The organism is Mucilaginibacter sp. P4_E8 (assembly GCF_056401495.1).
This window is the reverse complement of sequence record NZ_JBFUJG010000017.1, coordinates 15960-37481: the sequence shown is the minus strand read 5'-3', so window position 1 is coordinate 37481 and position 21522 is coordinate 15960. Positions and strand designations below refer to the sequence as shown.

General features: G+C 42.6%; 21 protein-coding genes. 8 read left to right on the top strand and 13 right to left on the bottom strand.

Annotated elements, in window-relative coordinates:
- Positions 1-8: 8 nt before the first annotated feature.
- The gene (locus AC1DRQ_RS10000) at positions 9-224 is read right to left on the bottom strand and encodes an HYC_CC_PP family protein (protein WP_477424065.1); all 216 of its coding nucleotides are present in this window, start codon (positions 222-224) and stop codon (positions 9-11) included.
- 312 nt (positions 225-536) lie between these two features.
- Positions 537-1094 carry a dihydrofolate reductase family protein gene (locus AC1DRQ_RS09995; protein ID WP_477424063.1) on the bottom strand — a complete coding sequence of 186 codons (558 nt, stop codon included), beginning with the start codon at positions 1092-1094 and terminating at the stop codon, positions 537-539.
- A gap of 122 nt (positions 1095-1216) precedes the next feature.
- Between AC1DRQ_RS09995 and AC1DRQ_RS09990 the strand changes: the two genes are divergently transcribed.
- The 7 genes from AC1DRQ_RS09990 to AC1DRQ_RS09960 all read left to right on the top strand — a co-directional run bounded on the left by AC1DRQ_RS09990 (position 1217) and on the right by AC1DRQ_RS09960 (position 5832).
- Positions 1217-2191, top strand: coding sequence for a GlxA family transcriptional regulator (locus AC1DRQ_RS09990; protein WP_477424061.1), 975 nt, complete (start codon positions 1217-1219; stop codon positions 2189-2191).
- A gap of 257 nt (positions 2192-2448) precedes the next feature.
- Complete coding sequence (locus tag AC1DRQ_RS09985) at positions 2449-3030, top strand: PhnA domain-containing protein (RefSeq protein ID WP_477424059.1); 582 nt, start codon at positions 2449-2451, stop codon at positions 3028-3030.
- Positions 3031-3263: 233 nt separating this feature from the next.
- Complete coding sequence (locus tag AC1DRQ_RS09980; protein WP_477424057.1) at positions 3264-3929, top strand: class I SAM-dependent methyltransferase; 666 nt, start codon at positions 3264-3266, stop codon at positions 3927-3929.
- A 50-nt stretch (positions 3930-3979) separates the two neighbouring features.
- Complete coding sequence (locus AC1DRQ_RS09975) at positions 3980-4573, top strand: class I SAM-dependent methyltransferase (protein WP_477424056.1); 594 nt, start codon at positions 3980-3982, stop codon at positions 4571-4573.
- Between the two features lie 157 nt (positions 4574-4730).
- Positions 4731-4907, top strand: a complete 177-nt coding sequence (locus tag AC1DRQ_RS09970) for a histone H1 (RefSeq protein ID WP_166087356.1) — start codon at positions 4731-4733, stop codon at positions 4905-4907.
- A 218-nt stretch (positions 4908-5125) separates the two neighbouring features.
- Positions 5126-5467: a hypothetical protein gene (locus AC1DRQ_RS09965; protein ID WP_477424054.1), complete on the top strand. Its 342-nt coding sequence runs from the start codon at positions 5126-5128 to the stop codon at positions 5465-5467.
- A 128-nt stretch (positions 5468-5595) separates the two neighbouring features.
- Complete coding sequence (locus AC1DRQ_RS09960) at positions 5596-5832, top strand: hypothetical protein (protein WP_477424053.1); 237 nt, start codon at positions 5596-5598, stop codon at positions 5830-5832.
- Between the two features lie 48 nt (positions 5833-5880).
- Here AC1DRQ_RS09960 and AC1DRQ_RS09955 read toward each other — a convergent pair whose 3' ends face one another.
- The 4 genes from AC1DRQ_RS09955 to AC1DRQ_RS09940 all read right to left on the bottom strand — a co-directional run bounded on the left by AC1DRQ_RS09955 (position 5881) and on the right by AC1DRQ_RS09940 (position 9386).
- Complete coding sequence (locus tag AC1DRQ_RS09955; RefSeq protein ID WP_477424051.1) at positions 5881-7557, bottom strand: SulP family inorganic anion transporter; 1677 nt, start codon at positions 7555-7557, stop codon at positions 5881-5883.
- Positions 7558-7565: 8 nt separating this feature from the next.
- The gene (locus AC1DRQ_RS09950) at positions 7566-7991 is read right to left on the bottom strand and encodes a DUF983 domain-containing protein (protein ID WP_477424049.1); all 426 of its coding nucleotides are present in this window, start codon (positions 7989-7991) and stop codon (positions 7566-7568) included.
- Positions 7992-8055: 64 nt separating this feature from the next.
- Positions 8056-8715 carry a methyltransferase domain-containing protein gene (locus AC1DRQ_RS09945; protein ID WP_477424047.1) on the bottom strand — a complete coding sequence of 220 codons (660 nt, stop codon included), beginning with the start codon at positions 8713-8715 and terminating at the stop codon, positions 8056-8058.
- Between the two features lie 5 nt (positions 8716-8720).
- Entirely contained in the window at positions 8721-9386 is a 666-nt protein-coding gene (locus tag AC1DRQ_RS09940) for a methyltransferase domain-containing protein (RefSeq protein ID WP_477424046.1), read from the bottom strand.
- A 175-nt stretch (positions 9387-9561) separates the two neighbouring features.
- On the opposite strand from AC1DRQ_RS09940, the gene AC1DRQ_RS09935 reads away from it, so the two are divergent.
- The gene (locus tag AC1DRQ_RS09935) at positions 9562-10269 is read left to right on the top strand and encodes a Crp/Fnr family transcriptional regulator (protein ID WP_477424044.1); all 708 of its coding nucleotides are present in this window, start codon (positions 9562-9564) and stop codon (positions 10267-10269) included.
- A gap of 9 nt (positions 10270-10278) precedes the next feature.
- On the opposite strand, the gene AC1DRQ_RS09930 is transcribed toward AC1DRQ_RS09935, so the two are convergent.
- The 7 genes from AC1DRQ_RS09930 to AC1DRQ_RS09900 all read right to left on the bottom strand — a co-directional run bounded on the left by AC1DRQ_RS09930 (position 10279) and on the right by AC1DRQ_RS09900 (position 21522).
- Positions 10279-10740, bottom strand: a complete 462-nt coding sequence (locus AC1DRQ_RS09930) for a DUF1016 N-terminal domain-containing protein (protein WP_477424042.1) — start codon at positions 10738-10740, stop codon at positions 10279-10281.
- Between the two features lie 411 nt (positions 10741-11151).
- Positions 11152-13932: a M16 family metallopeptidase gene (locus tag AC1DRQ_RS09925; RefSeq protein WP_477424040.1), complete on the bottom strand. Its 2781-nt coding sequence runs from the start codon at positions 13930-13932 to the stop codon at positions 11152-11154.
- A gap of 51 nt (positions 13933-13983) precedes the next feature.
- A complete protein-coding gene (locus AC1DRQ_RS09920) occupies positions 13984-15303 on the bottom strand; it encodes a MutS-related protein (protein ID WP_477424038.1) in 1320 nt (439 codons plus the stop codon).
- A complete protein-coding gene (locus AC1DRQ_RS09915) occupies positions 15300-16643 on the bottom strand; it encodes a MutS-related protein (RefSeq protein ID WP_477424037.1) in 1344 nt (447 codons plus the stop codon). The genes AC1DRQ_RS09920 and AC1DRQ_RS09915 overlap by 4 nt, the downstream gene beginning before the upstream one ends.
- A gap of 2 nt (positions 16644-16645) precedes the next feature.
- On the bottom strand, positions 16646-19081 hold the full coding sequence (locus tag AC1DRQ_RS09910; RefSeq protein ID WP_477424036.1) for a Gldg family protein: 2436 nt from the start codon (positions 19079-19081) through the stop codon (positions 16646-16648).
- 18 nt (positions 19082-19099) lie between these two features.
- Positions 19100-20026: an ABC transporter ATP-binding protein gene (locus tag AC1DRQ_RS09905; RefSeq protein ID WP_477424034.1), complete on the bottom strand. Its 927-nt coding sequence runs from the start codon at positions 20024-20026 to the stop codon at positions 19100-19102.
- A 92-nt stretch (positions 20027-20118) separates the two neighbouring features.
- Positions 20119-21522 (bottom strand): RagB/SusD family nutrient uptake outer membrane protein, encoded by a 1404-nt coding sequence (locus AC1DRQ_RS09900; protein WP_477424032.1) that lies wholly within the window; start codon positions 21520-21522, stop codon positions 20119-20121.

Here is a 21522-nt window from a genome sequence, read left to right as displayed (position 1 = left end):
AGGGCAAACTATTCCGTTATTTGATGAATATCAATTACTTTAATGTTTGTTTTAATGGTTTTGCAGCAATCGCTGTTACCAGCCTTGCTGTCCATTTTGGGTGAGGAAGCAGCAGAAAGGGTTACATCGGCTAATTTACCACAGCAATAAAACTTGTTTATGGTAACTCCATAAACAGATGCTGAGTAGATCAGGGTGAGTAATATGACTGCTATCTTTTTCACGGTGCTAAATTAAGAAAGCTCTATAGGCTATTTTTATATAATTGTGGTAAAATTTTATATCCTATTGCAGGTGCAAATCTTAAGGTCTGATTTTATCTATTCCTTTTCTACCATTTTTTTCTGAAGCTTTGAACTGGCTGGGTGTTATACCGGTAAGTCCGGGTACCTGAAGAAAAGTGAGTACATAAGGATACCCGAAACGAGGCTATATGACACAAATTGGAGTCGACATTTGTCACGCTTTTTTTAATATTGGGGGAGCTGCGGAATTCGGCCTTGATTGTTTCTACGCGCTCCGCCAAAACACGGATTTTACCGTTGATAATGAATAATAAGGACACCCGTTTTTAATTGTTGGGTAGCTATCAGTTTTAAAGGCTGGCGGCCTTCTAACCTCAGCTTATCAAACAGACGGGTATTACCGGCACCGGCAATCAGGGGCTGGATGCAGAAATAATAATCTTCTACCAGATGGAGCCGGGTGAGGTTGGCCACCAGACCGGGACTCCCAATGGTAAGCAGGCCTTTTTGATTGCCCTGTTTGTACTGACCGATCTGGCTTTCGTCTATGGTGCTGACAATACTGGAGTTGTTCCAGGTGGTTGTTTCGAGCGTTGAGGAATACACATGTTTAGGTTTATCGGTCAGGGTTTTGGCCATGCGCACTTGTGATTCGGGTGCGCCCTCCTTTTGCAGGACAGCGGGCCAAACCTGCTGGAACAGTTCAAAACTGTTACGGCCGAAGGCGACGGTCTGTGTATCGGCTAACAGGGTGTGTACGAATTCATGAAACTCGGCATCGGCGTTAACATACTGGCTGTCGACAAAGCCGTCTGGTGTGGTATTGATGAGGCTGATAATCTTTCCCATGGGTTGCTGTTTAAATGTTGTTATAGTTAAAACAAACCTATGCGTTAGTTTTAACCTTTAAGGGGTGTATATTTAACAACTTAAGGGGTTGTTTGTGCAACTGATCAAACGTAAATTGCGCTATGAAACAAGTAACATTTTTAATGGCGGATGGCGTGCTCAAGCCCAGTTGCTTGTTCGGAGCTATCGAGGTACTGCAAAAGGCGAACGAGTTTTATGTGAACCAGGGACAGCAGCCATACTATACAATACAATTAGCAGGCGTAAATTTACAACAGCCTTTACTTAACGTTTCTTTTTCCCTCCAGGGTGTACAGCATATTAGTGAAGTAGAAAAGACGGATGTCATCATTTTGCCCAGTTTCGACACGAGGGATAACTTCGCGATCAACAGTAGCCGGGAGGCATTGGATTGGGTTACCCAGCAGTATAAACAGGGAGCGGAAGTGGCGAGTTTATGCACAGGGGCGTTTTTATTAGCAGCGACGGGCTTGCTTAAAGGACAGCCCTGTTCCACGCATTGGAAGGCAGAAGCGGCTTTTCGCTGTTTGTTTCCTGAATTGAATTTAGCGATGCATAAGATCATTACTGATCATAAAGGGTTATATACGGCTGGTGGCGCGCAGTCGAGCCTGAACCTGATGCTATACTTGGTGGAGAAGTACAACGGCCGGGAAGCGGCGCTTTATTGTGCCAAGGTTTTACAGATAGATATTGAACGAAACTCGCAATCGCCGTTTATCGTGTTTGAGGGGTTGAAAGAACACTCCGACGACGAGATCAGATCGGTGCAGGATTATATTGAGCGTCATATCGAAGAAAAAGTAACAGTGGATTTCCTGGCGGATCGTTGCGCGATGAACCGGATCAATTTCTCACGGCGTTTTAAACGGGCGACCAAAGTCTCACCTGTGGATTATATCCAACGCGTCAAGATGGAAGCGGCGAAACGCGACCTGGAAGCTGGCCGCAAAAATGTTAACGAGGTTATGTATACAGTGGGCTACACAGATGTGAAGGCATTTCGCCTGATCTTTAAAAAGGTGGCTGGTCTCACGCCTTTAGCGTATCGAAATAAGTTCAGCCGGGCGGATTAATGAAGATTAACGCTATGATTATATTTCGTCCAGCCTGTAAATGACATATATTTTATCAAATGTCGTCAAGTAGTACCCATAATCGAAAAGGCAGCGATGTTTACGCCATTTTTAAGGATATTATTCTAAGTATTTCAAACAAATAAGCTACTTGTAAACGACGATAACAGCGCCGCTTACTACACCAGAATATGGCGGTGTATCTGGCTAAAAGCAAAATGATTATCTTTGCGCCCATTTTTAACAGCAACATAACGATGAATTTAGAGGAGCAATTACGCGGGCGGAGCAATAACCAATGTGAACTATGTATATCCGCTACAGATCTTTCTGTATATGAAATACCTCCTCAAGATAGCAGTAACGCAGCTAACAGTATCCTGCTCTGTGGTAAATGTCTCGCCCAGGTAGAAAAAAAGGAAGTGTTGGATAGTAATCACTGGAATTGCTTAACCGTCTGCATGTGGAGCGAGGTCCCTGCGGTACAGGTAATGAGCTGGAGGATGCTTAACCGCCTGCGGCAGGAAAGCTGGGCTACAGACAGCCTGGATATGATGTATCTGGACGATGCACAACTGGCCTGGGCCAAAGCTGCCGGTGATCATGAAAACGATAGCAATGTAGATCTGCACAAAGATTGTAACGGACAGGTATTACAGGCTGGCGATAGCGTGGTGCTTATTAAGTCGCTTGATGTGAAGGGTAGCTCGCTCAATGCCAAAATGGGCACGGTAGTAAAGAATATAAAACTTGTAGAAGATAATAGCGGGCAGATCGAAGGCAAGATCGAAGGACAAACTATCATTATCCTTACCAAATTTGTAAGGAAACAGCACTAAAACATTTCCTATCTTACAATATCGAAAAGGGGCGAAATGATGGTTGTCTGAAATCGCCCCTGTATTCAACCCTATACCGGGATGTGGCAACTTCGCATTATCATCAGTTTACTCAGAAATCCTGTTAAATCAAGCACATCACGAGGTTATAACCAGGTAAAAACTGATAAATATCACCTCCCTCATTGATTTCTTGCAGGTAAAAGCCGCTGTAGGGGTAGATATATTTGCAAGTGCTTACTCTATATCCATTTTCATCATTCCCACCAGAGCCGGAAGAGCGGCAGCATGGTACTATTGTACCTTTCAGAAAAAAAAATCCTAATGACTGTTTCTTCCGTAATGATGCGGAATTTGACTGGCTTTATCCTGAACATTTTCAATTGATGTCCCTAAAGCAGTGGACACCTGTTGCCATTGCCAAAAAAGCTGCTGAATATTTAGCTGTAAAAGATGCAAAAATCCTGGATGTGGGTAGTGGTATCGGAAAATTCTGCCTGACTGCGGCACACTTTTATCCTGATTCTTTTTATTTCGGGGTAGAGCAGCGGCACGAACTGGTCCATTATGCCAGGACCGTCAAAAAATACCTGGGCATTACCAATGTCGATTTCCTGCATGCCAATATTACCCAGGTTAATTTTCGTGAGTTTGATCATTTCTATTTCTATAATTCTTTTTTTGAGAATATAGACCAGGTGAACGCGATCGACGATAGTATAGATACCTCCTACAGTCTCTACACGTATTATTCGGTGTATCTAAAGGGCGTGTTAAGCGAGAAACCGGAAGGAACCAGGGTAGTAACCTACCAAAGCCTCGGCGAGGTTATTCCACCTGGTTACAGGATGACGGGCCAGTCTCATAATTCCTTGCTTAAATTTTGGATCAAAGAATAATTACCCATTTAAACTCAAAACTTAAATAAAACCTAACACTCCTTTTTTAAATGTATAGCGATACCTTAAATATTTCCTATTTCCGCAAAGACGCCGCCTTCGATACCTTATACCCCCGGCACATACGTGAATTATCCCAAATGCACTGGACCGCCCTGGATGTTTCCCTGGAAGCCAGCAATTTCCTGGCAGCCCCGGGCGACAGGATACTGGATATCGGCAGCGGCGTAGGTAAATTTTGTATTGCTGCCGGTGTATATCATCCGGAAGCCACTTTTTACGGCGTTGAACAGCGGGAAGAACTGTTCCATCATGCCCAAATAGCTAAAGAGCAGGTTGGGGTACCGAATGTTGAGTTTATCCACGGTAACCTTACGGACCTGGATTACGACCTGTTTGATCATTTTTATTTTTATAACCCTTTTTATGAAAATATAGAACCGGGAAGCCGGATTGATTATACGGTCAGGACCTCGTTTGAATTGTATAACTATTATACCCTGTTCATTTACGAGATGCTGAACAAGAAACCGGCCGGTACCAAACTGGTAACCTTTCATGCACCGGATAAACAAATTCCGGCCAGTTATCGATTAATGGACAATTCCTATAGCAGGGTTTTGAAAATGTGGGTCAAAGAGTAAGCGGGTTGGTTCAACCCCTGCGATAGGAATATACGATTTACTGATTAATCTATGAGATCATCAGAAAAGCTACTTATACTGAAAAAGCTTCGTTTTACGTGTTTGTTTTCAAGAAGGAACGAAAAACAAACATCATTTATTTACTTAATAAAAACATATGGAAAAATTCAAATCGGTAAAAGACCTGGTGGCTTCTGTAGAAAGCGACGTGGTCAGTTTTTACGAAAAAGGCAACAAAGCGGCGGGAACAAGGCTTAGAAATGCCATGCAACAATTAAAAGTTATTGCAACGGATATTCGTAAAGAAGTAACAGAAAAGAAAAACAATCAATAATAGTTTAAAAATTGTTTTGGGAAAATAAGCCCGGTCAGTTTTGACCGGGCTTATTTTATGATGGTGATTCAAGTGCTTGACGGGTAACACAAACTGATAAATATCAGTATTGGAGCTGATATTTTATTCCTATAGCGGGTGGAGTTTGAAGTACTTTTGACTACGGGGAAACTGAAGTCATTGAAGGAGATGACAAGAACCGGATATCAAAAAACCTGATGAGTTTATTAAAAAAAGGCAGTAGGATCAATAATCATTTCTTTATAGGTTATGATCTGCATAAAGTCGGGTTTATTTTTGATCCTCCCTATATAGCCTGTAATTTTAATTTGGATCTGTTATGCGGAATCGCTGCCAACTTTGTAAAAGTATGCGCTTTAAAAGCAGGGACAAGTATAAGTAAAGATAAAACCATAGCTGAATTACTTAAACTTTTACCATCGGTCAGGAGAGACGATTTTATAGTGATCTTGTCACTCAATAAAAAAGGGGCTATAGCCGGAAAAGTAACCTATAGAGAAAGTCATCTGTTTAATGAATTATTTGACGAGCCCTTTTAACAAGCAATCGTGTCAGTCACTAAACCATATCGCCAACAGGCATTCCCGATAAATATTTGTGTCGGGGTTCTTGTGACTGCTATTCCTCGTTTATATACACAACGATTTAACCTAATTTCTATTTACCTATGATCGGATTTCCTTTACGTGTAAATTATAATCAGCAAGACTATAGCTATTATATTATCTCTGCCCCAAGTAAAAGGAGCCTTACCATTGAAATTCTTTTAGATGGTAAAAGCTACACCCTTATCCTGAATGAAAATAAATTGTGGATAGAGAAAGCCACTGAAGAGAATTGCTCTCTGGAACCCGGATTGATCCTGGCCATTAGCAGGGCTGTGACCCTGCGCTATCCTATTTAAGCTCAGGAATTATAGTGGCCGGTGCCTTTGAGGATAAATCATGTTGTGCTATTTATGCATTTGGTAAATGATCGCTTCTGATAAAACGTCGTTCGCCCGTTTTAAAGCTTTTTCAAACGTGTCACTGGTATTGCCTTTCCCTATTTGAAATAACAAACGCGCTCTTTTTAACTCCCCCATTACCTGTTCACTATTCACCTCAGAAAGGATGAGTTTTGTTCCTTTCTTTTTTATTTCCTGATGGACATCCCGCAATACCCGGATACCGGTCGCGTCAATAACAGGTACGTTCCCCATCCTGATGATCAATACCCTGGCCGGCTTCTCCAGCACTTTCATAGCGTCTTTAAATTTATAGGCCGCACCAAAAAACAAGGGGCCGTTGATCTCAAATACATCAACCCCCACTGGAATAACTTCCGGGTTAAGTTCCCGGTCAGGTAACTGATCTGCGGAAAAAACGGCCTGCTGTACCGAGCTTGTTTGCATCATTTTGCGCATAAACAGAAAGGCAGCCAGGATCATTCCAATTTCAATAGCTACGGTCAGGTCCACCAGTACGGTCAGTCCAAAAGTGGTCAGTAAAACGGCGGCATCACTTTTAGACCCTTTAAATACAGCAATAAAATTCTCCAGTTCACTCATGTTCCAGGCGACCATGATCAATATCCCTGCAAGTGTTGCCATCGGGATCAGTGCTGCCCATTTACCTACAAAAAGCATAATCAGGAGCAGGGTGACGGCATGGATGATACCCGCAATGGGTGTTCGCCCACCGTTTTTAACATTAGTGGCTGTTCTTGCAATCGCACCGGTGGCAGGTATGCCTCCAAAAATGGAAGAGCAGATATTCGCGAATCCCTGGGCGATCAGTTCCGTATTAGACCGGTGAGTCCCGCCGATCATACCATCTGCAACAACCGCTGATAATAATGACTCAATACTGCCCAGCAATGCGATGGTAAAAGCTGGCCTGATCAATTGCTGAACGGTTGCCAGGCTGACACCGGGAATAACCGGGCGTGGTAAAGACGATGGGATCGCCCCAAAGCGGCTGCCAATGGTTTCTACGGGAAGTTGGAAAAAATTAACAACAAAAGTGGTAATGATAATGGCTATTAACGATCCCGGAACTTTGTGCGTTATTTTGGGCCACAGCAAAACAACCAGTACGGTAAAAACCCCGATGAACAAGGCATATAGATTCACCGAGGCCAGGTGCTGACCGTATGTTATCCACTTGCTGATAAAATCAGCAGGAACGCTTCCCATTTTCAAACCTAAAAAGTCTTTGATCTCGGAGGAGAAAATGATAACAGCGATCCCGGTGGTAAAACCAATGATCAGGGGATATGGAATGTATTTGATGGTATTGCCCAATTTGACCACGCCCATGATGACCAGGAGTATTCCGGCCATAAAAGTGGAGATAACTAAGCCGCTGACACCAAACTGTTGGACGATGCCATAAACGATGACGATAAAAGCCCCCGTTGGTCCACCGATCTGTACCCGACTACCTCCCAAAGCGGATATAACGAGCCCAGCAATTATAGCGGTAAAAATTCCTTTTTCCGGTGATACACCAGAGGCTATAGCGAAAGCTATAGCTAAAGGTAAGGCCACAATACCTACAATTATACCGGCAACAACATCTTTATAAAATTGTACCCTTGTGTAATTTTTAAGGGTATCGATCAGTTTTGGCCGGAACAAATTTGTCATACTGCTCATTATTTAAACCATTTATATTTATTCCCGTCAACTGGCGTGTCTGTATCCAGTTCGGGGTGATAATGTACCTTGGGTGACAGCCAGTAAAGCAATATCACACGGGAGTACCGGAAATTCAGGGGTGAAAGGACCAACAGGCCGCCCAGGATGGCGGCAAGATATAGCCAGGGTGAGTCGTTATTATGGGTGATCAGGAACGTGGCTACCCATAAAAATCCCCCCTCAGCTACATTCATGGCATAGCTCACATACATCGCCGCATAGAAATAGCCCGGCTCGATCTCAAAGACCATCTGACAATGTGGACAATTCAGATTGATCTTATTGGAACCAAAGCTGTACGTGGCCCCCTCAAACATATTCCCCCTGCGGCAGCGCGGGCATTTGGCGTGCAGCATGGCCCATGATTTTGATGTTCTTCCCATTATTTATTTTATCAATGCGGTGCTTCTTTTATAAACCCTTGAATTACTATGCCGGTCCAGGAACTCATTCCTTGATCCACATTTTCAGAAACCTGCTATAGGAATTACTGACCAACTTGTAACCTGGCGGAACCTGGCTATCAGCGCCATGGAATGTCACCAGCCTTGTTTCCGGCGGCTTTTTGTCCAGCATTTCATAAACAAACTGGCTATAGCGATCATAAAGCTCAAAGGATGTTTTTACTGCATAATCGATCCTGCTATCGGGTTCGATATTTTCATAAAAAGGATTATAAAAATAAAAGTGATCATAATCATCAAAATCCAGCTCGGTCAGGTTACCATGAATGAAATTCACATTGGGTAAATCAATCTCTTCCCTGGCTATTTCTGCGAAAGTAAATAGTTCGTTCCGCTGTTCAATACCGTAAAATGTCGTTTCCGGATGGAAAAAACCGGCCACCAGGCAGAACTTTCCGACTCCGCTCCCGATGTCCAATACTTTGGCGTTTGGGATGGCCAGGAACTCTCCCGCTCTTTTGGAGATGTCAACCGAGGTCCAGTGCATGGCTGATAATGCCTGGATATGCTCAGGGTACAGCTCATCAAAAACATGGTCTTTACGAAAAAGGGACGGACTTAAAGTATCATGGAGCATTCTGCTGTCTTTTTTATCAGTTTCAAAACTCCTGAAGGGAGTGGTTAAAAATTTGAGCACATTCATTTGGACTATTCTTTGATCCACATTTTTAGTAAAGTGTCATTGGAAACATCTGCCAGTCTATAGTCCGGCGGGATCTCTTGTTCTAAACTCTGGAAGGTGACCAGGCGCGTTCCTGAAGGTTTTGCGCTTAGCGCCATATGAAGGTATTGGGTGTAGTAGTTATATAGGCCCTCTGATAATTCGATGGTATTATCAATTTGGTACATTTGATCAATATTCTCGTGGAATGCATTATAAAAATAGAAGTGATCAAACTCTTTAAAATTGATCTGGGTGACATTACCGTAAATGAAATTCACATTGGGCAAGTCTGTATATCTTTTGATGCTTTCTGCCAAATAATGCAATTCATGTCTTTGCTCAACTCCGTAAAAAAAAGTTTTTGGGAAATGATAACCCGCAGTCAGGCAGAATTTACCAGCGCCACTACCAATATCAAGCACCCTGGTGTTTGGTAAAGACAGGAATTCAGCAGCTTTTTGGGCAATAGGCAACGGTGTGAAATGTTTGAGCGATAGTAATTGAAAATGTTCAGGATAAAGCCAGTCAAATTCCGTGTCGTCGCTGAATAAGCGTTTATTGATGAGGTTGTTTTTCGGTGATCGGATTATCTCTGGGTTGATTTGATCCCGAGTACCGAGTGGCAGAGGCGAAAACGGATCATCTTTCATCGTATACAAATTTAGATCTATAGCAGCGGCAATGGCATGGTATGACATCAGTATACGGGCTGATATTTATCAGTTTTTGCCAATAAACAGGAGCTTTATATCTTCCCGGCGAGTTTCATTTTGGCTCATGCAGCAGCCATTAAAACAGGCTTCAATAAATTCGTATCTTTGTAACATGAGCCTATCTGGAATTTTTCCGATTGACAAATGGGAATTCACAACACAGTCTGTTCTTAATACCCTCTCAGAAGAAGATTATAACTTTTTGATCTCCCGGCAGGGAGCGCAGAAATATCAAAAAGGGGAAATTATTTTCAAGGAAGGTGTTGTGCCTTCTGGTATTTATTTTATCCATCAGGGGAAGATAAAAAAATATAAGGTTGACAGGAGTGGCAGGGAGCAGATCATCTATGTAGCCAACAAAGGCGAACTGATCGGGTACCATGCGGTATTAGCGGAAGAACGTTGCCCTGATTCTGCCGCCACATTAGAAGATAGCCTGGTTAGTTTTATTCCTAAAGAAGATTTTTTAACTATTCTGGATAAATCGCCGCTTTTTACCCGTCGTTTATTGAAAACATTGAGCCATGAGTTTAGTGTGCTGGCCAATGGTATTTCTGTGATTTCGCAAAGAACCGCGACGGAACGGCTTGCCATTGCGCTGATCGTGTTAAGGGAAAAGTTTAAGGATGAAGGATCCGGTGAACAAGAGATTATTTTAAATATCTCCAGGATGGATCTGGCCAGTTTGGCCGGGATCGCACAGGAAAACGTGATCCGCCTGTTAAAGGAGTTTAAAGAAGAAGGCATTTTGGAAACCGATGGCCGGAAAATATGGATCAAAGATATTGGGCGGCTGGTTAAAAAATCAAATTATCAATAAAAGTGATGATCAGAAGGAATCTAATGTAGAAGTGGTAGCAACTACGCGATGAGTAGCCACGCGCAGATAAATGCAACTGCCGATGCTTACGAACAAGGGAAACTGGGCTTTATCACTTTTGTGGGCGGGAAAAGAAAAGTGATACCACCGGTGAGCTGGTGATCCAAGCCTGATGATAACTTTATATTGGCTCCAGCTCAATTGTGAATACAGTGTATTCGCAATTGGGAATGTGCGGTAAAACTGGCGAAATAATTCTATTTGCCGTTTTGAGAATCCGCTGCCATACTCCGGCTCTAATTGATCAGCAATAAATTTAGTGAGGTAATTACCATAATCCGCCCGGTCTTTCCCTTGTTGCTCTTCTTCAAAAATACGTTGCCCTATTTGCCAATACATTAATGTCCGCTCATGATTAACCAACCTGATCGCCTTATATCTCGAAACTAATCCTGAACAACTTGGTCGCATCGTATATGATTAAACAAATGATCATAAAATGGTTTATTGTTTGGAAAGACTTGTTAGAAGAGAAATTATTTTTATACAGGCCTTTTGCATCCATTACCGCACGTATATCATCATAAAAGGTCGAATTTTTTCCGCTCGACTCTACTAACATGCGAAAGCGGCAAGATCCAGATTTGATTCTGGTATGCCGCTTTTCTTGTTGCCTTTAAGTTGCCTTAAACCAAAACCGCTTCTTACTAGTGATTGGATGATGTTGTCGGCCCGTTCATCATAACCAGTCAACTATCTTGCTTTAAAACAAAAAATGCCTTTCGCTCCTTCGAAAGGCATTTAAACTAAACTATTAACTAACATCATTTATCGTAATGAAAAACGTAAAGAACGAAGAGGTATATTGATTTGGTAAATGCGTTATTTGGTATTTTCAAGCAGCAGGATCAGTTTTATAAAATTCTTGCCGCTTAAATACTTAACCGCCATTTCTTTTACATCGGCCGGGGTAATGGCATTTAATTGTTTGGAATAATTATCAATCTGATCAAGGCTTTCCTGGTTTTGCAACTGGCCTGTTAAATAGCCCAGCCAAAACCGATTTGTTTTCAAGGCGGTTTCCATAGTTCTTTGATCTTCGGCTCTAAACTTGTCTACATTAACCTGCGGCGGCCCTGAGGCTTTGATCTTTTCGATCTCATCTAAAGCAGAAGCGATAAGCTTATCCACATTTTGCGGTGCGCAGCCAAATGAAATGTTAAAATTATATCTCTGCTCCGGATATTTAGTACTGGCTATCCCTGCACTTGGAGAATATACACCTCCCTCATCTTCACGAAGCCGCTCCAGCAACCTTATTTCAAGCGTTTCTTTTAAGGCATCCAGCTTCTGCTTGTTTTCCATGCTGTAATCAAACGGACCGGAAAATACCAACCTAACAGTTGCCTTTGGTTCGGTTCCTTTATAAACCTTCTTCTCAATTACTCCTGGCGGGATGGTGATGTGCAGGTCTTTTGCCTCTTCAACCTTATCTGTTGCGGGCAGGCTGGCTATATATTTTTCTAACAGGGGCTTAATTTTCTCAGTATCAAAACTGCCTACAAAAACAAAGGTAAAGCCGCGTTCATTCGCAAAACGTTCTTTATAAATTTCAAAGGCCTTATTTAAATTGATCTGGTTCAGCTTTTCAATTGAAGGGCCGGTTCTGCGGTAGCTATGGTTACCCAATACAGCACTTACGGTGTCCTGAAAAACGCTGTTTGGATCATTCATCCGGTTAGCCATACTTGCTTTTGAGCGGGCTATCATCCCCTGGAACATCAATGAATCTTTACGCGGCTGGGTTACATGAGCGTACATTAATTGTAAAGCAGTTTCAATATCGCTGTTCACAGCCCCGCCATTTATATTCTGTGTACGCTCACCTACAGACACTTGCACGCTTAACTGTTTGCCAGATAAGTATTTGGTAAGCTCGGTAGTATTATAATTACCTGCGCCATAAGATGGGATAATATTAGCAGCAGAAGCCGACTGGTAATCAGCATCGGTGTACAGCGAGGTTCCTCCCGGTGCAAAACCGCTAAACAAGATCTCGTTGTTTTTAAAATCAGTTGGTTTAAGTAAAACCTTAATACCGTTGCCTAAGGTAAGCGTTGTCACTCCTGATTTTGCATCTTTACTTTCGTTGGTGATCTTACCGGTTACAGGCTCGGCTTTTAGTAAGCTTTCTTTACTTGTTTCGTCTGTAAACGCGGTGATATTTTCGGTTTCAACTGCTTTCATCCAACCGGTAAATGTGGCTTCAGTGGGTAAATTTGCTTTATCCTTTTCGGGGGCCATTACCAAAACGTCGCGATCTGTTGATTTTGCAGCATTTTTAGCCAGTGTATTTAGCTCGGTAATAGTAATACCTGCAAGATCTGTTTTAACAAGATCATATTCATAAGCTATCCCCGGCGAAGCTGTTCCATGCAAAAAGTAAGCAAGATATTCATTCACAAAACTTTCGGATGGTGTTTTATCTTTTTCTTTCAGGGCAGATTCAAACTGGTTCAGGTAGCTTACCTTAGCACGTTCCAACTCGCTGCTGTTAAAACCGAAACGTTTGGCACGTTCGTTTTCGCGCCATGCTGCCTTGAATCCCTTTTCCAATTCGCCGGGTTTGGCTGTAACTGATACACCATAATTGTCCAAACCGCCCATAAAGCCATTTAATCCGGCGCCACCTCCTAAAAACGGAGGATCGGCCTGGCGCTGCAATTCGCTAAAACGCTCATCGATCATCATATTGAATAACTGACGAACTATGCTTGCGCGATATTGGGCAATGGTATGTAAGGGTAACTCGGGCTGTTTGATCAAAACCTCGGCCGAGGTTGAGGTCATTTCCAGATCTGTAACAGCTATAAACTGATTTTTACCGGTAAGCGGAACGGTGTATTTGGTTCTTGGCCTTTCGTTCGCCGGGTTTTTCAAGTCGGCAAATTTAGCTTTGATCAGCTGCTCCATCTTATTCACATCCACGTCACCAACTACTATCAGCGCCTGCAGATCAGGCCTGTACCAGTCATGATAAAAACGTTTAATGGCTTCTGGTTTGAAATTATTGAGCACCTCATCGGTACCGATGGGTAAACGGCTGGCATACCTGGAGTTGTTCAGTATCACCGGAAAATATTTGGTGCGCATCCGATCAGAAGCCCCTTTTCCTAAACGTTTCTCTTCCAGTACCACACCGCGTTCTTTGTTGATCTCAACAAGGTCAAGCGTGGCACCATGCGCCCAATCATGCATGATCTCAATGCCATTCTTAACAATTTCCGGGTTATCGGCCGGCAGCGGCAATTGATAAACTGTTTCATCAAAAGAGGTATATGCGTTAATATCGGCACCAAACCTTACACCCGCTTTTTGCAGATAATTTATAAGTTCGTTTTTGGGAAAGTGAGTGGTTCCATTAAAACTCATGTGCTCCATAAAGTGGGCCAGGCCACGCTGATCGTCGGTTTCCAGTACTGAACCTACTTTATTGGCCAGGTAAAAAACAACACGGTTCTTAGGCTCTTCATTATGACGGATGTAATAGGTAAAGCCATTTGCCAGCTTGCCTGTGCGAACCGCGGCATCAAAGGGTATGGTTTGAGCCTGAACCGTATAGCATAAGCTTACGGCAAAAGCTACCAAAAAAGTTTTTTTCATTTAGTTGTTTATTTTGTATTTGTAAAAAATTTCGACCTATTTAATTGATTGTTATTCAAGCATTTCCAGTATACCTTCGTTTTCGATGATCATCATGCCGTGGCGGTCACTGGAGATACCCGGTTGTAGCTTGTAGGTGTAAGCCGGAATGTTGCCGTTCATGATGGTGGGCAGGTATAACATTTGTATGTTGGCTTGTTGCGTCTGCAAAACCTCTCCCGCTTCAATAATATGTGTTGAAATAATGAAAAAGCAATTGCGAAATTCACTGAAGGCAGCTGTTACTGCAAGCGTTGCGTCATAAGCATCCTTTACATTGGTGCCTTTAAACAGTTCATCGAAAATGATAACCAAGTCCTTTTCTTTGCTTACTTCCTCTGCTACCATCTTTACCCTTAATACTTCTGCGTAAAAATGGCTTAAACCCATATCCAGGTTATCGGGTACATTGATGGAGCTATAGATACCCTCCCTTACCGAAAACTGCATTCCCTTTGCAGCTACAGGGAAGCCCATGTGCGCCAGGTAAACATTTATACCGAAAGATTTCATGAATGTGGACTTACCCGCCATATTAGCACCCGTTAAGAAGATCATGTTGCTGTCCTGCCGAAAGGCTACCGGGTTAGCTACTGCCTTATCAATATTGGGATGCCGCAATTCAGCTGCGCTCAGCATGTTGTTGTCTTTAGGCAGGGCTTTTGCGTAGCTAAAATCTTTCTCTTTTGCCAGTTTAGCCACTGCTATATAAACATCCAGCTGGTAAAAGGTTTCCATCACCGTTTCCAACTCCTGTTTCATCGTATGCCTTAACAAATGGTCGTTTTTTGCCGTCTGAAACAATGATCGTTGGATGTTTTTGATCTGATCTGCCGCGGGCAGTCGGAGGTCGTTCAGAATGTTTTTTGCGAGTTGCAGCTGAGCGAAAAATTGATGTCGCTCTTCCCCTTGTTCCAGCTGGCCGATGAATGTTTTGCAGTGGTTCAATAACGTTATGGTTTGTTGTAAGCCATTTTGGATCTTTGGATACTCTTCATCCCGCACTATTATTGCTAACAGCTTCTTTTTGCCCAGTATAAGCAGTGCTGCCGGGTAATTACCCGCACTACCGCCACTTAAATAGTTCTCCATTGCACCGAACTGCTCATTGCTGAAAGGAAAACCGGTTGGTATGCTTTGGAAGTATTTAAAGATGTCACTTTGATTATTGATGGCTTCCGGGTCGGTCATCGGGTTTTGGAACATCTTGCTGAGCAGCTGCTCCCCTCCTGTCGTTTTTACTTTGTTGAACAGGCTAAAGATGGAATGCTGTTTATATTTCCCCAGCAGGTTAAGGTCTTCGAGGGTTTGTTTATCGGCTATGAAGTTCATGCGGACTTTTCCTTTCCTTTTTTTAATAGATCAAGGATGCCTTCATTATTAATGATGATCATCCCGTGCCTGTCGTCGGTAATGCCGCTTTCCAGCGTATAGGTGTATTCAGGGATTGTTCCCTTCATCCTGGTGGGCAGGTATTTAAAGCTGATATTGGCGTGTTGTTTTAATACCTCTCCTGCCTCTATGATATGCGTGGAGATCACAAATACGCTGCTGCGCTTTTTGGCAAATGCCGTGGTGATGGCTATTGTGGCTTCATAGGCATCCTTTACATTTGTTCCCCTGAACAGCTCATCAAAAATCACAAAGATGTTTCTTCCGGTGCTCAACTCTTTTGCTATCTTTTTTATCCGCAATACTTCGGCGTAAAAGTGGCTGGCGCCTATTCCCAGATTATCCGGCAGGTTGATCGTTGTATAAATCCCGTCCAATACCGAAAACTCCATTTCTTTTGCGGCTACAGGGAAACCCATGTGTGCAAGGTACATCGCTATCCCCAGCGATTTCATGAACGTGGATTTGCCTGCCATATTAGCCCCTGTTAAAAATATTAAGTTTGAATTTGGCGTGATATGAATACTATTAGCTACCGCGTTCTTTAATTGAGGGTGGTAAAAACCTGTGATTTTAATAACATGTTCATCCCTGGACAGGGCTTTGGGGAAAACGAAATTTCTCTCGGTAGCTACCTTAGCAACGGTTATATAAACATCTAACTGGTAAATATATCTCAGCACCTGTTGAACCGTTTCCCGGTAACGAAACCTTAACATGGTATCATACAAGAACAGTTTCTCATGAACAAGCTTGTTCTTCGGGTTTTCCGCTAATAGTGAATTAATGGGTTCTGTACTTAAAAGCTTGTTTATATTTATAGTTTCCTCATCGTTTTTAAAGGGGTTGCCTGCTGATAGCAAGGTGTGCTTTAGCAGGTTGTTTAACTCTTGTATAATATCTATCAGCGCCGCTATTCCGCCTGTAATTTGTTTATAATCGGCGTTTGATGCAACCAGGCTGGTCAGCATCTTTTCCAGCGACGGTCTTTCTGCCGGTATCTTTGTCCTGTCGTCCGTATTCGCCAAATATTGTTCTGCCTGGTCAAACAACTCGGAGCTAAACGGAAACACAGTTTTTGTAATTTTTAAGTAGCTGATCTTTTCGCTGCGCGCATTTATCGCCACTGCATCCGAAAGCGGATAACGGAATAATTCCTCCAGCAACCGGGAGCCGTTGAGTGTTGATGTACGGTTGAACAGGGAAAGGATAGAATCCGTTCCCTGTTTCCCGTAGATATTCAGGTCTTCCTGCGTTTGCTTATCTGTTGTAAATAACATATCTATTTCCTTTTACGGCGAATTAAAAAGACAGCGGCGAAGATCAAGATCAAACCAGGTATTACATATATATATACGATCTTTAAAAAGCCAACGTGATCGGTACTTACCGTTACCCGGTTGTCCTTAGCATCGGGGCGCGAAGTATCTACAGGATATTGGCCATAATCTAACCAGTTAAATAAAGCAGTGCTAAAGTTAAAGTTGCTTACCTGGGGTGTGTATCTCCCTAACTCCGAGTTACTCAAAAGGTCGGCATCTCCGCTGATAATGATGCGCTGCTCTTTACCGTTGATCTGTCGCGTTAAGGCTAATGCGGTAGTGAAGGTTTCTTTTGAACCGTTAGCCACGATTGATGGCTTTATTGTTTTTTTTGCCCCTAATTTCCCACCGCTTGAAACGCTAACCGCGGTTGCGAAACCGCCGCCGCCAGCCGCTACCATTGTCACTCCGCCGCCCTGGTTTGTGTTAACCTCTTCTTTTTTATTTGCAATATCCAGATCGGGGTTGCGTCTCATCGTATTATGAACAGCTCCGGGTTTGGTGGTCAGTAAAGGCTGAACATGAAACCCACTGGTATCACGATATGATAATCCTGCCACACCATTCATGGAAACAGGTAAAGTATCTACCGAAGGCTTATCTAATAGTTTGGAAAGACCGATGCCATTTTTTGTTAAATACGGCAGCACCAATGTAGGTGCGTAATCTTCGCTTTCCTGTACCAGCATGCCATTCATCAGTTGCACGCCTAATGTTTTCAGCAATGGATTTAGCATTTGCTGCCTGCCCGGCTCTCCGGCAATCATCAGGTTACCCCCTTTAGCAATATATGCCTTAATTTTTTCGATGGCTGCTGCGCTCAATTCATTTTGCGGATCTGCAAGCACTAAGGCTTTAATATTATCAGGGATCTCCTCGGTACCTAATGAAAGCGTATCCACATCAAAACCCTGGTTAATGAGTGCATAGCGGAATGTTTTATCGCTGGTTACTGTTTTATATTCCCTGTCACCCTTTTTGGTAGTTTTGCGTTGACCTTCACCTGTCACAAAAGCAATTTTAGGCATCTTAGCCTGCAACAGTCTTTTAAAAGCTGCTGAAACCTCAGCTTCCATTGGCCATATAATTTGGTCATTGAAAACCCGCAGATAGGTAGATCTTCCTTTGTAGGTTAGTTTCATTACAAACCTGTTCAACTCGGGCTTCAGATCGATCTCTTTTTTGATCTGCTCGGGTGTTTCGAACATGGCCATATTCAAATCAGCTCCTTTGGCCCTTTGTTCTGCTATTTGCTTTATCGTTTTGCCTTTGTAACCTTCAAACAGGTTGTATCCTAAGGCTAAAGGCATATCATAATAATTTACGTAATGGAAATTAATATCCGGCTTAAAGCGCAAATAGGTTTCCCATCTCCCTAAATAATCGTTCCGTTGTTCCGGCAATCCAAACCAATAATAATTATCTAAAAAATTGCTGTAGGCCGTAACCTCCAATTTATCATGGCCCAGTTCTTTAACTATTTGCTGCGTATTTGGGGTAAGCGTATTGTCTTGATTCGCGGTTGTATCCCAGTATCCGATTAGGGCCGGGCGGGAGCTGATATAACCGATAAAAAGCGCTGAAACAACAATGGCAACATAACGCCCTGCCGAAACAAACCATGCTTTTGTTTCGCGTCCGGATTGTAGCTTGAAAATAGTTAAGCCCAAAAATATGTAAACAATAACTATAAAATAGATCACATCATTGGTAGTGATCAATCCGCCCAGCATATGACGGGTACGGCCCGAAAGAGATAAGAAATAAGTAAGGTCTCTAACAAAATCTATTCCCTGCCATAAAGTACCGATATAGCTCAGGATCCCGATCATTACAAAAGTACTTACAGCCGCAACTATTTGGTAGCTGGTTAAGCTTGACATAAAAAGGCCAATGGCCGAATAAGCGCACAATAACAAGTAAAAACCAAGAGCGGCTGCCAAAAGCATCCCGTAATCTGCATGTGTGATATCGAAAATACCTGCTGCCATAAAAATGCCGATCACAAATAACAGTATGAGACTATATACCATCATAGCCAGGTATTTGCCGAAGACAATTTCCCTTATTTTTACAGGTGAAGAATACAGCAGGCTAATGGTACCACCATTAATTTCCCGGCTTATAAGGCCCATGGTTAATAATGGTATATACAGATACAGGTTTTGCATAATGCCCCCGAACAATCCATATGGACTTGTGAATACATTATATGTTAACTGCCTCATATAATTCAAGCCCATACCGCCCATTTCCTGTGTACTGGCGTAATTATTTATTAATTTGGTATAGGAAATCGCGCATTCTACCATAAAAGCGATGGTTAAAAACCAGGCTATAGGCGAGTAAAACAGGTTGCGAAGTTCTGCTTTAGCTATTTTTAAAGTTAATTTCATTGTAAGAATAAATTAAGATTACGTTGTTTTGGTAGATAGTTGTTTGAAAATCTCATCAAGAGCCGTTTTGTCAAGGTTTATCTCTCTTAAGCGCCAGCCATGATGTACGCTTGTTGCCACCAACCGTTCCGTAATCTCACGGTCACCGGTAAAGTAAACACGGGCTTGCCGTTCTGTTACAAACTCCACTTTATCAACGCCTTCTATCTTCAATAGCTCAGCCGCAGAAGGCGGATTTTCCATTTGCATTAATACACTATGTGGCTCTACGTAATTGTTAAAGGCATCCATGGTATCAGAAAAAACAATTTTTCCGTCTGCGATCATTTTGATCTCTTTACACAACATTTGCACTTCCGATAAAACATGAGAAGAGAAAATAACCGCGTGTTCTACAGCGATGTCTTTAATAAGTGACCGTACCTCGGTGATCTGGTTAGGATCCAGACCATTGGTTGGTTCATCCATTACAACCAGTTTTGGCTTATGAATAATAGACTGTGCAATTCCAACACGTTGCCGGTATCCGCCTGACAGGTTTTTGATAAGCCGGTTGCTGAAGTGAGTTATACCACAACGATCTTTTGCTTCCTCCAGGGCGGGCTTAATAGCCATTTTATCCATTCTCCTTAGCTCGGCTGTGTAAATAAGATATTCATCTACTGTAAGATCTAAATATAAAGGTGGATTCTGGGCAAGAAAGCCGATCTGCCTTTTTGCTAATTCTGGCTGTTCGCGGGTATCTATTCCATTGATCAGTACTGTACCTTCTGTCTGGTTCAAAACGCCGCACATGATATTCATTGTTGTTGATTTACCGGCACCGTTTGAGCCAAGCAGCCCTAAAATTCCTGTCCGGTTAATTTCCAGGTCAATGTTGCGGATGGCCCAGCTACTACTGTAACGGTGCGATAAATTTTTAATACTCAAAATTGATTGTTCCATATTTGATTTTTTTGAAATAAAAACCCCTATCCGGGATATAAAATCATACCCCGGATAGTGAATTGAAGTGTTTACTGTTAGAAATTTATTGCTTAATGATAACCTGGATTTTGTATTAGATGGCTATTTAGTTGTAGTTGCGCTTGGGCCACCGGGTATAAGGCAAAATTAGGTTGCCAACCGGTTAGTACTTTGTCAACCTGGCCAGACGACGGGTATTTTTCATCAGTGCTGGTCCTGTTTAAATCAAACCACCTGCTCCCAGATTCAAAACATAGTTCTGTTCGTCGTTCCTTCCTCACGGCAGCTAATACAGCAGTTTGTGATGTAGCATCAGCGGTGCTGGCTCCTAAGCCGGCCCGGATACGTATGGTATTTACATCCGTTAAGGCCCGGCCAAGATCATTCAGTTGTGCGGCAGCTTCAGCACGGATCAGGTACATTTCAGCAAACCTTAACATCATAAAAGCGGTAGCGGGGGTTGTTGGTAGCCTGTCCTTGTATTTGGCGGGGTAATATATATGCTGGCCATTTATTACATTCACACCCAGCCAGTTTGTTAAGCGCAGGTCTCCGGGTTCAAACTGATTTAATAAAGAGTCCGTTACTACATAGCTTGGTGTTGAACCGGAAGAATAAGGCACAAATTTGTTTGCGTCCCCAGATCCCTGATATTGATTTTCAATCGGCACCTGCCAAACGGCCTCCTGACTGGCATCCAAAAACACATGATTAAGATCTGTTTCCAGGCTGAAGCCGCCTTTTGTAATCACCGAATCAGCTTCATTATAGGCAGCCCTCCAATTGCCCTGATACAAATGAACTTTTGCTTGTAACGCCACTGCAGTATAAAGGTTAGCACGCACGTGCCCGGCCGAAGGATAAGTTACCGGTAATTTTTTAACAGCATCGTTAAGATCCGTTAATATCTGGGTATATATAGCAGCAGCCGAGACTTTGGGCAGCTGCGCATTGGTAGTATAATCAGTTGTAGTAACCAAAGGTACCCCACCAAATAAATTAACCATGTTAAAATAACAAAAAGCCCGTACAACCTTCATTTCACCCGTAATTTGTTTCACTAATGAAGCTGATAAATTACTATTGTTGGTTATTCCATCCAGTACATCATTTACCTGGTAGATCTCCGAATAAGGAGCTGTCCATAATGAATTTACGTCGTCATTTATCGGAGTGACAGTGTAGTTGTAAAATTGTGCTTCATCTCCGCTGCTGCTTACTTCATGGCCCGAAAGCGACGTGGCTGCCGTAAACACGCCATCGCTGTAAGGAATCCCCCCGCCTGGAGTATAAGAATATACACCGGCAACAGCCGTAATGGTTGTCGCGCTATCTGCAAATACTTGTTGCCGGGTAATATTTGTTGGTGGATTAACAGGTATTTCAATTAATTTTTTGCACGAAACAAGCGTACTGAGGGCAATAAACAAACCACCTGCCAGTACTTTATTTTTATTAGAAAATATTTTTTTCAT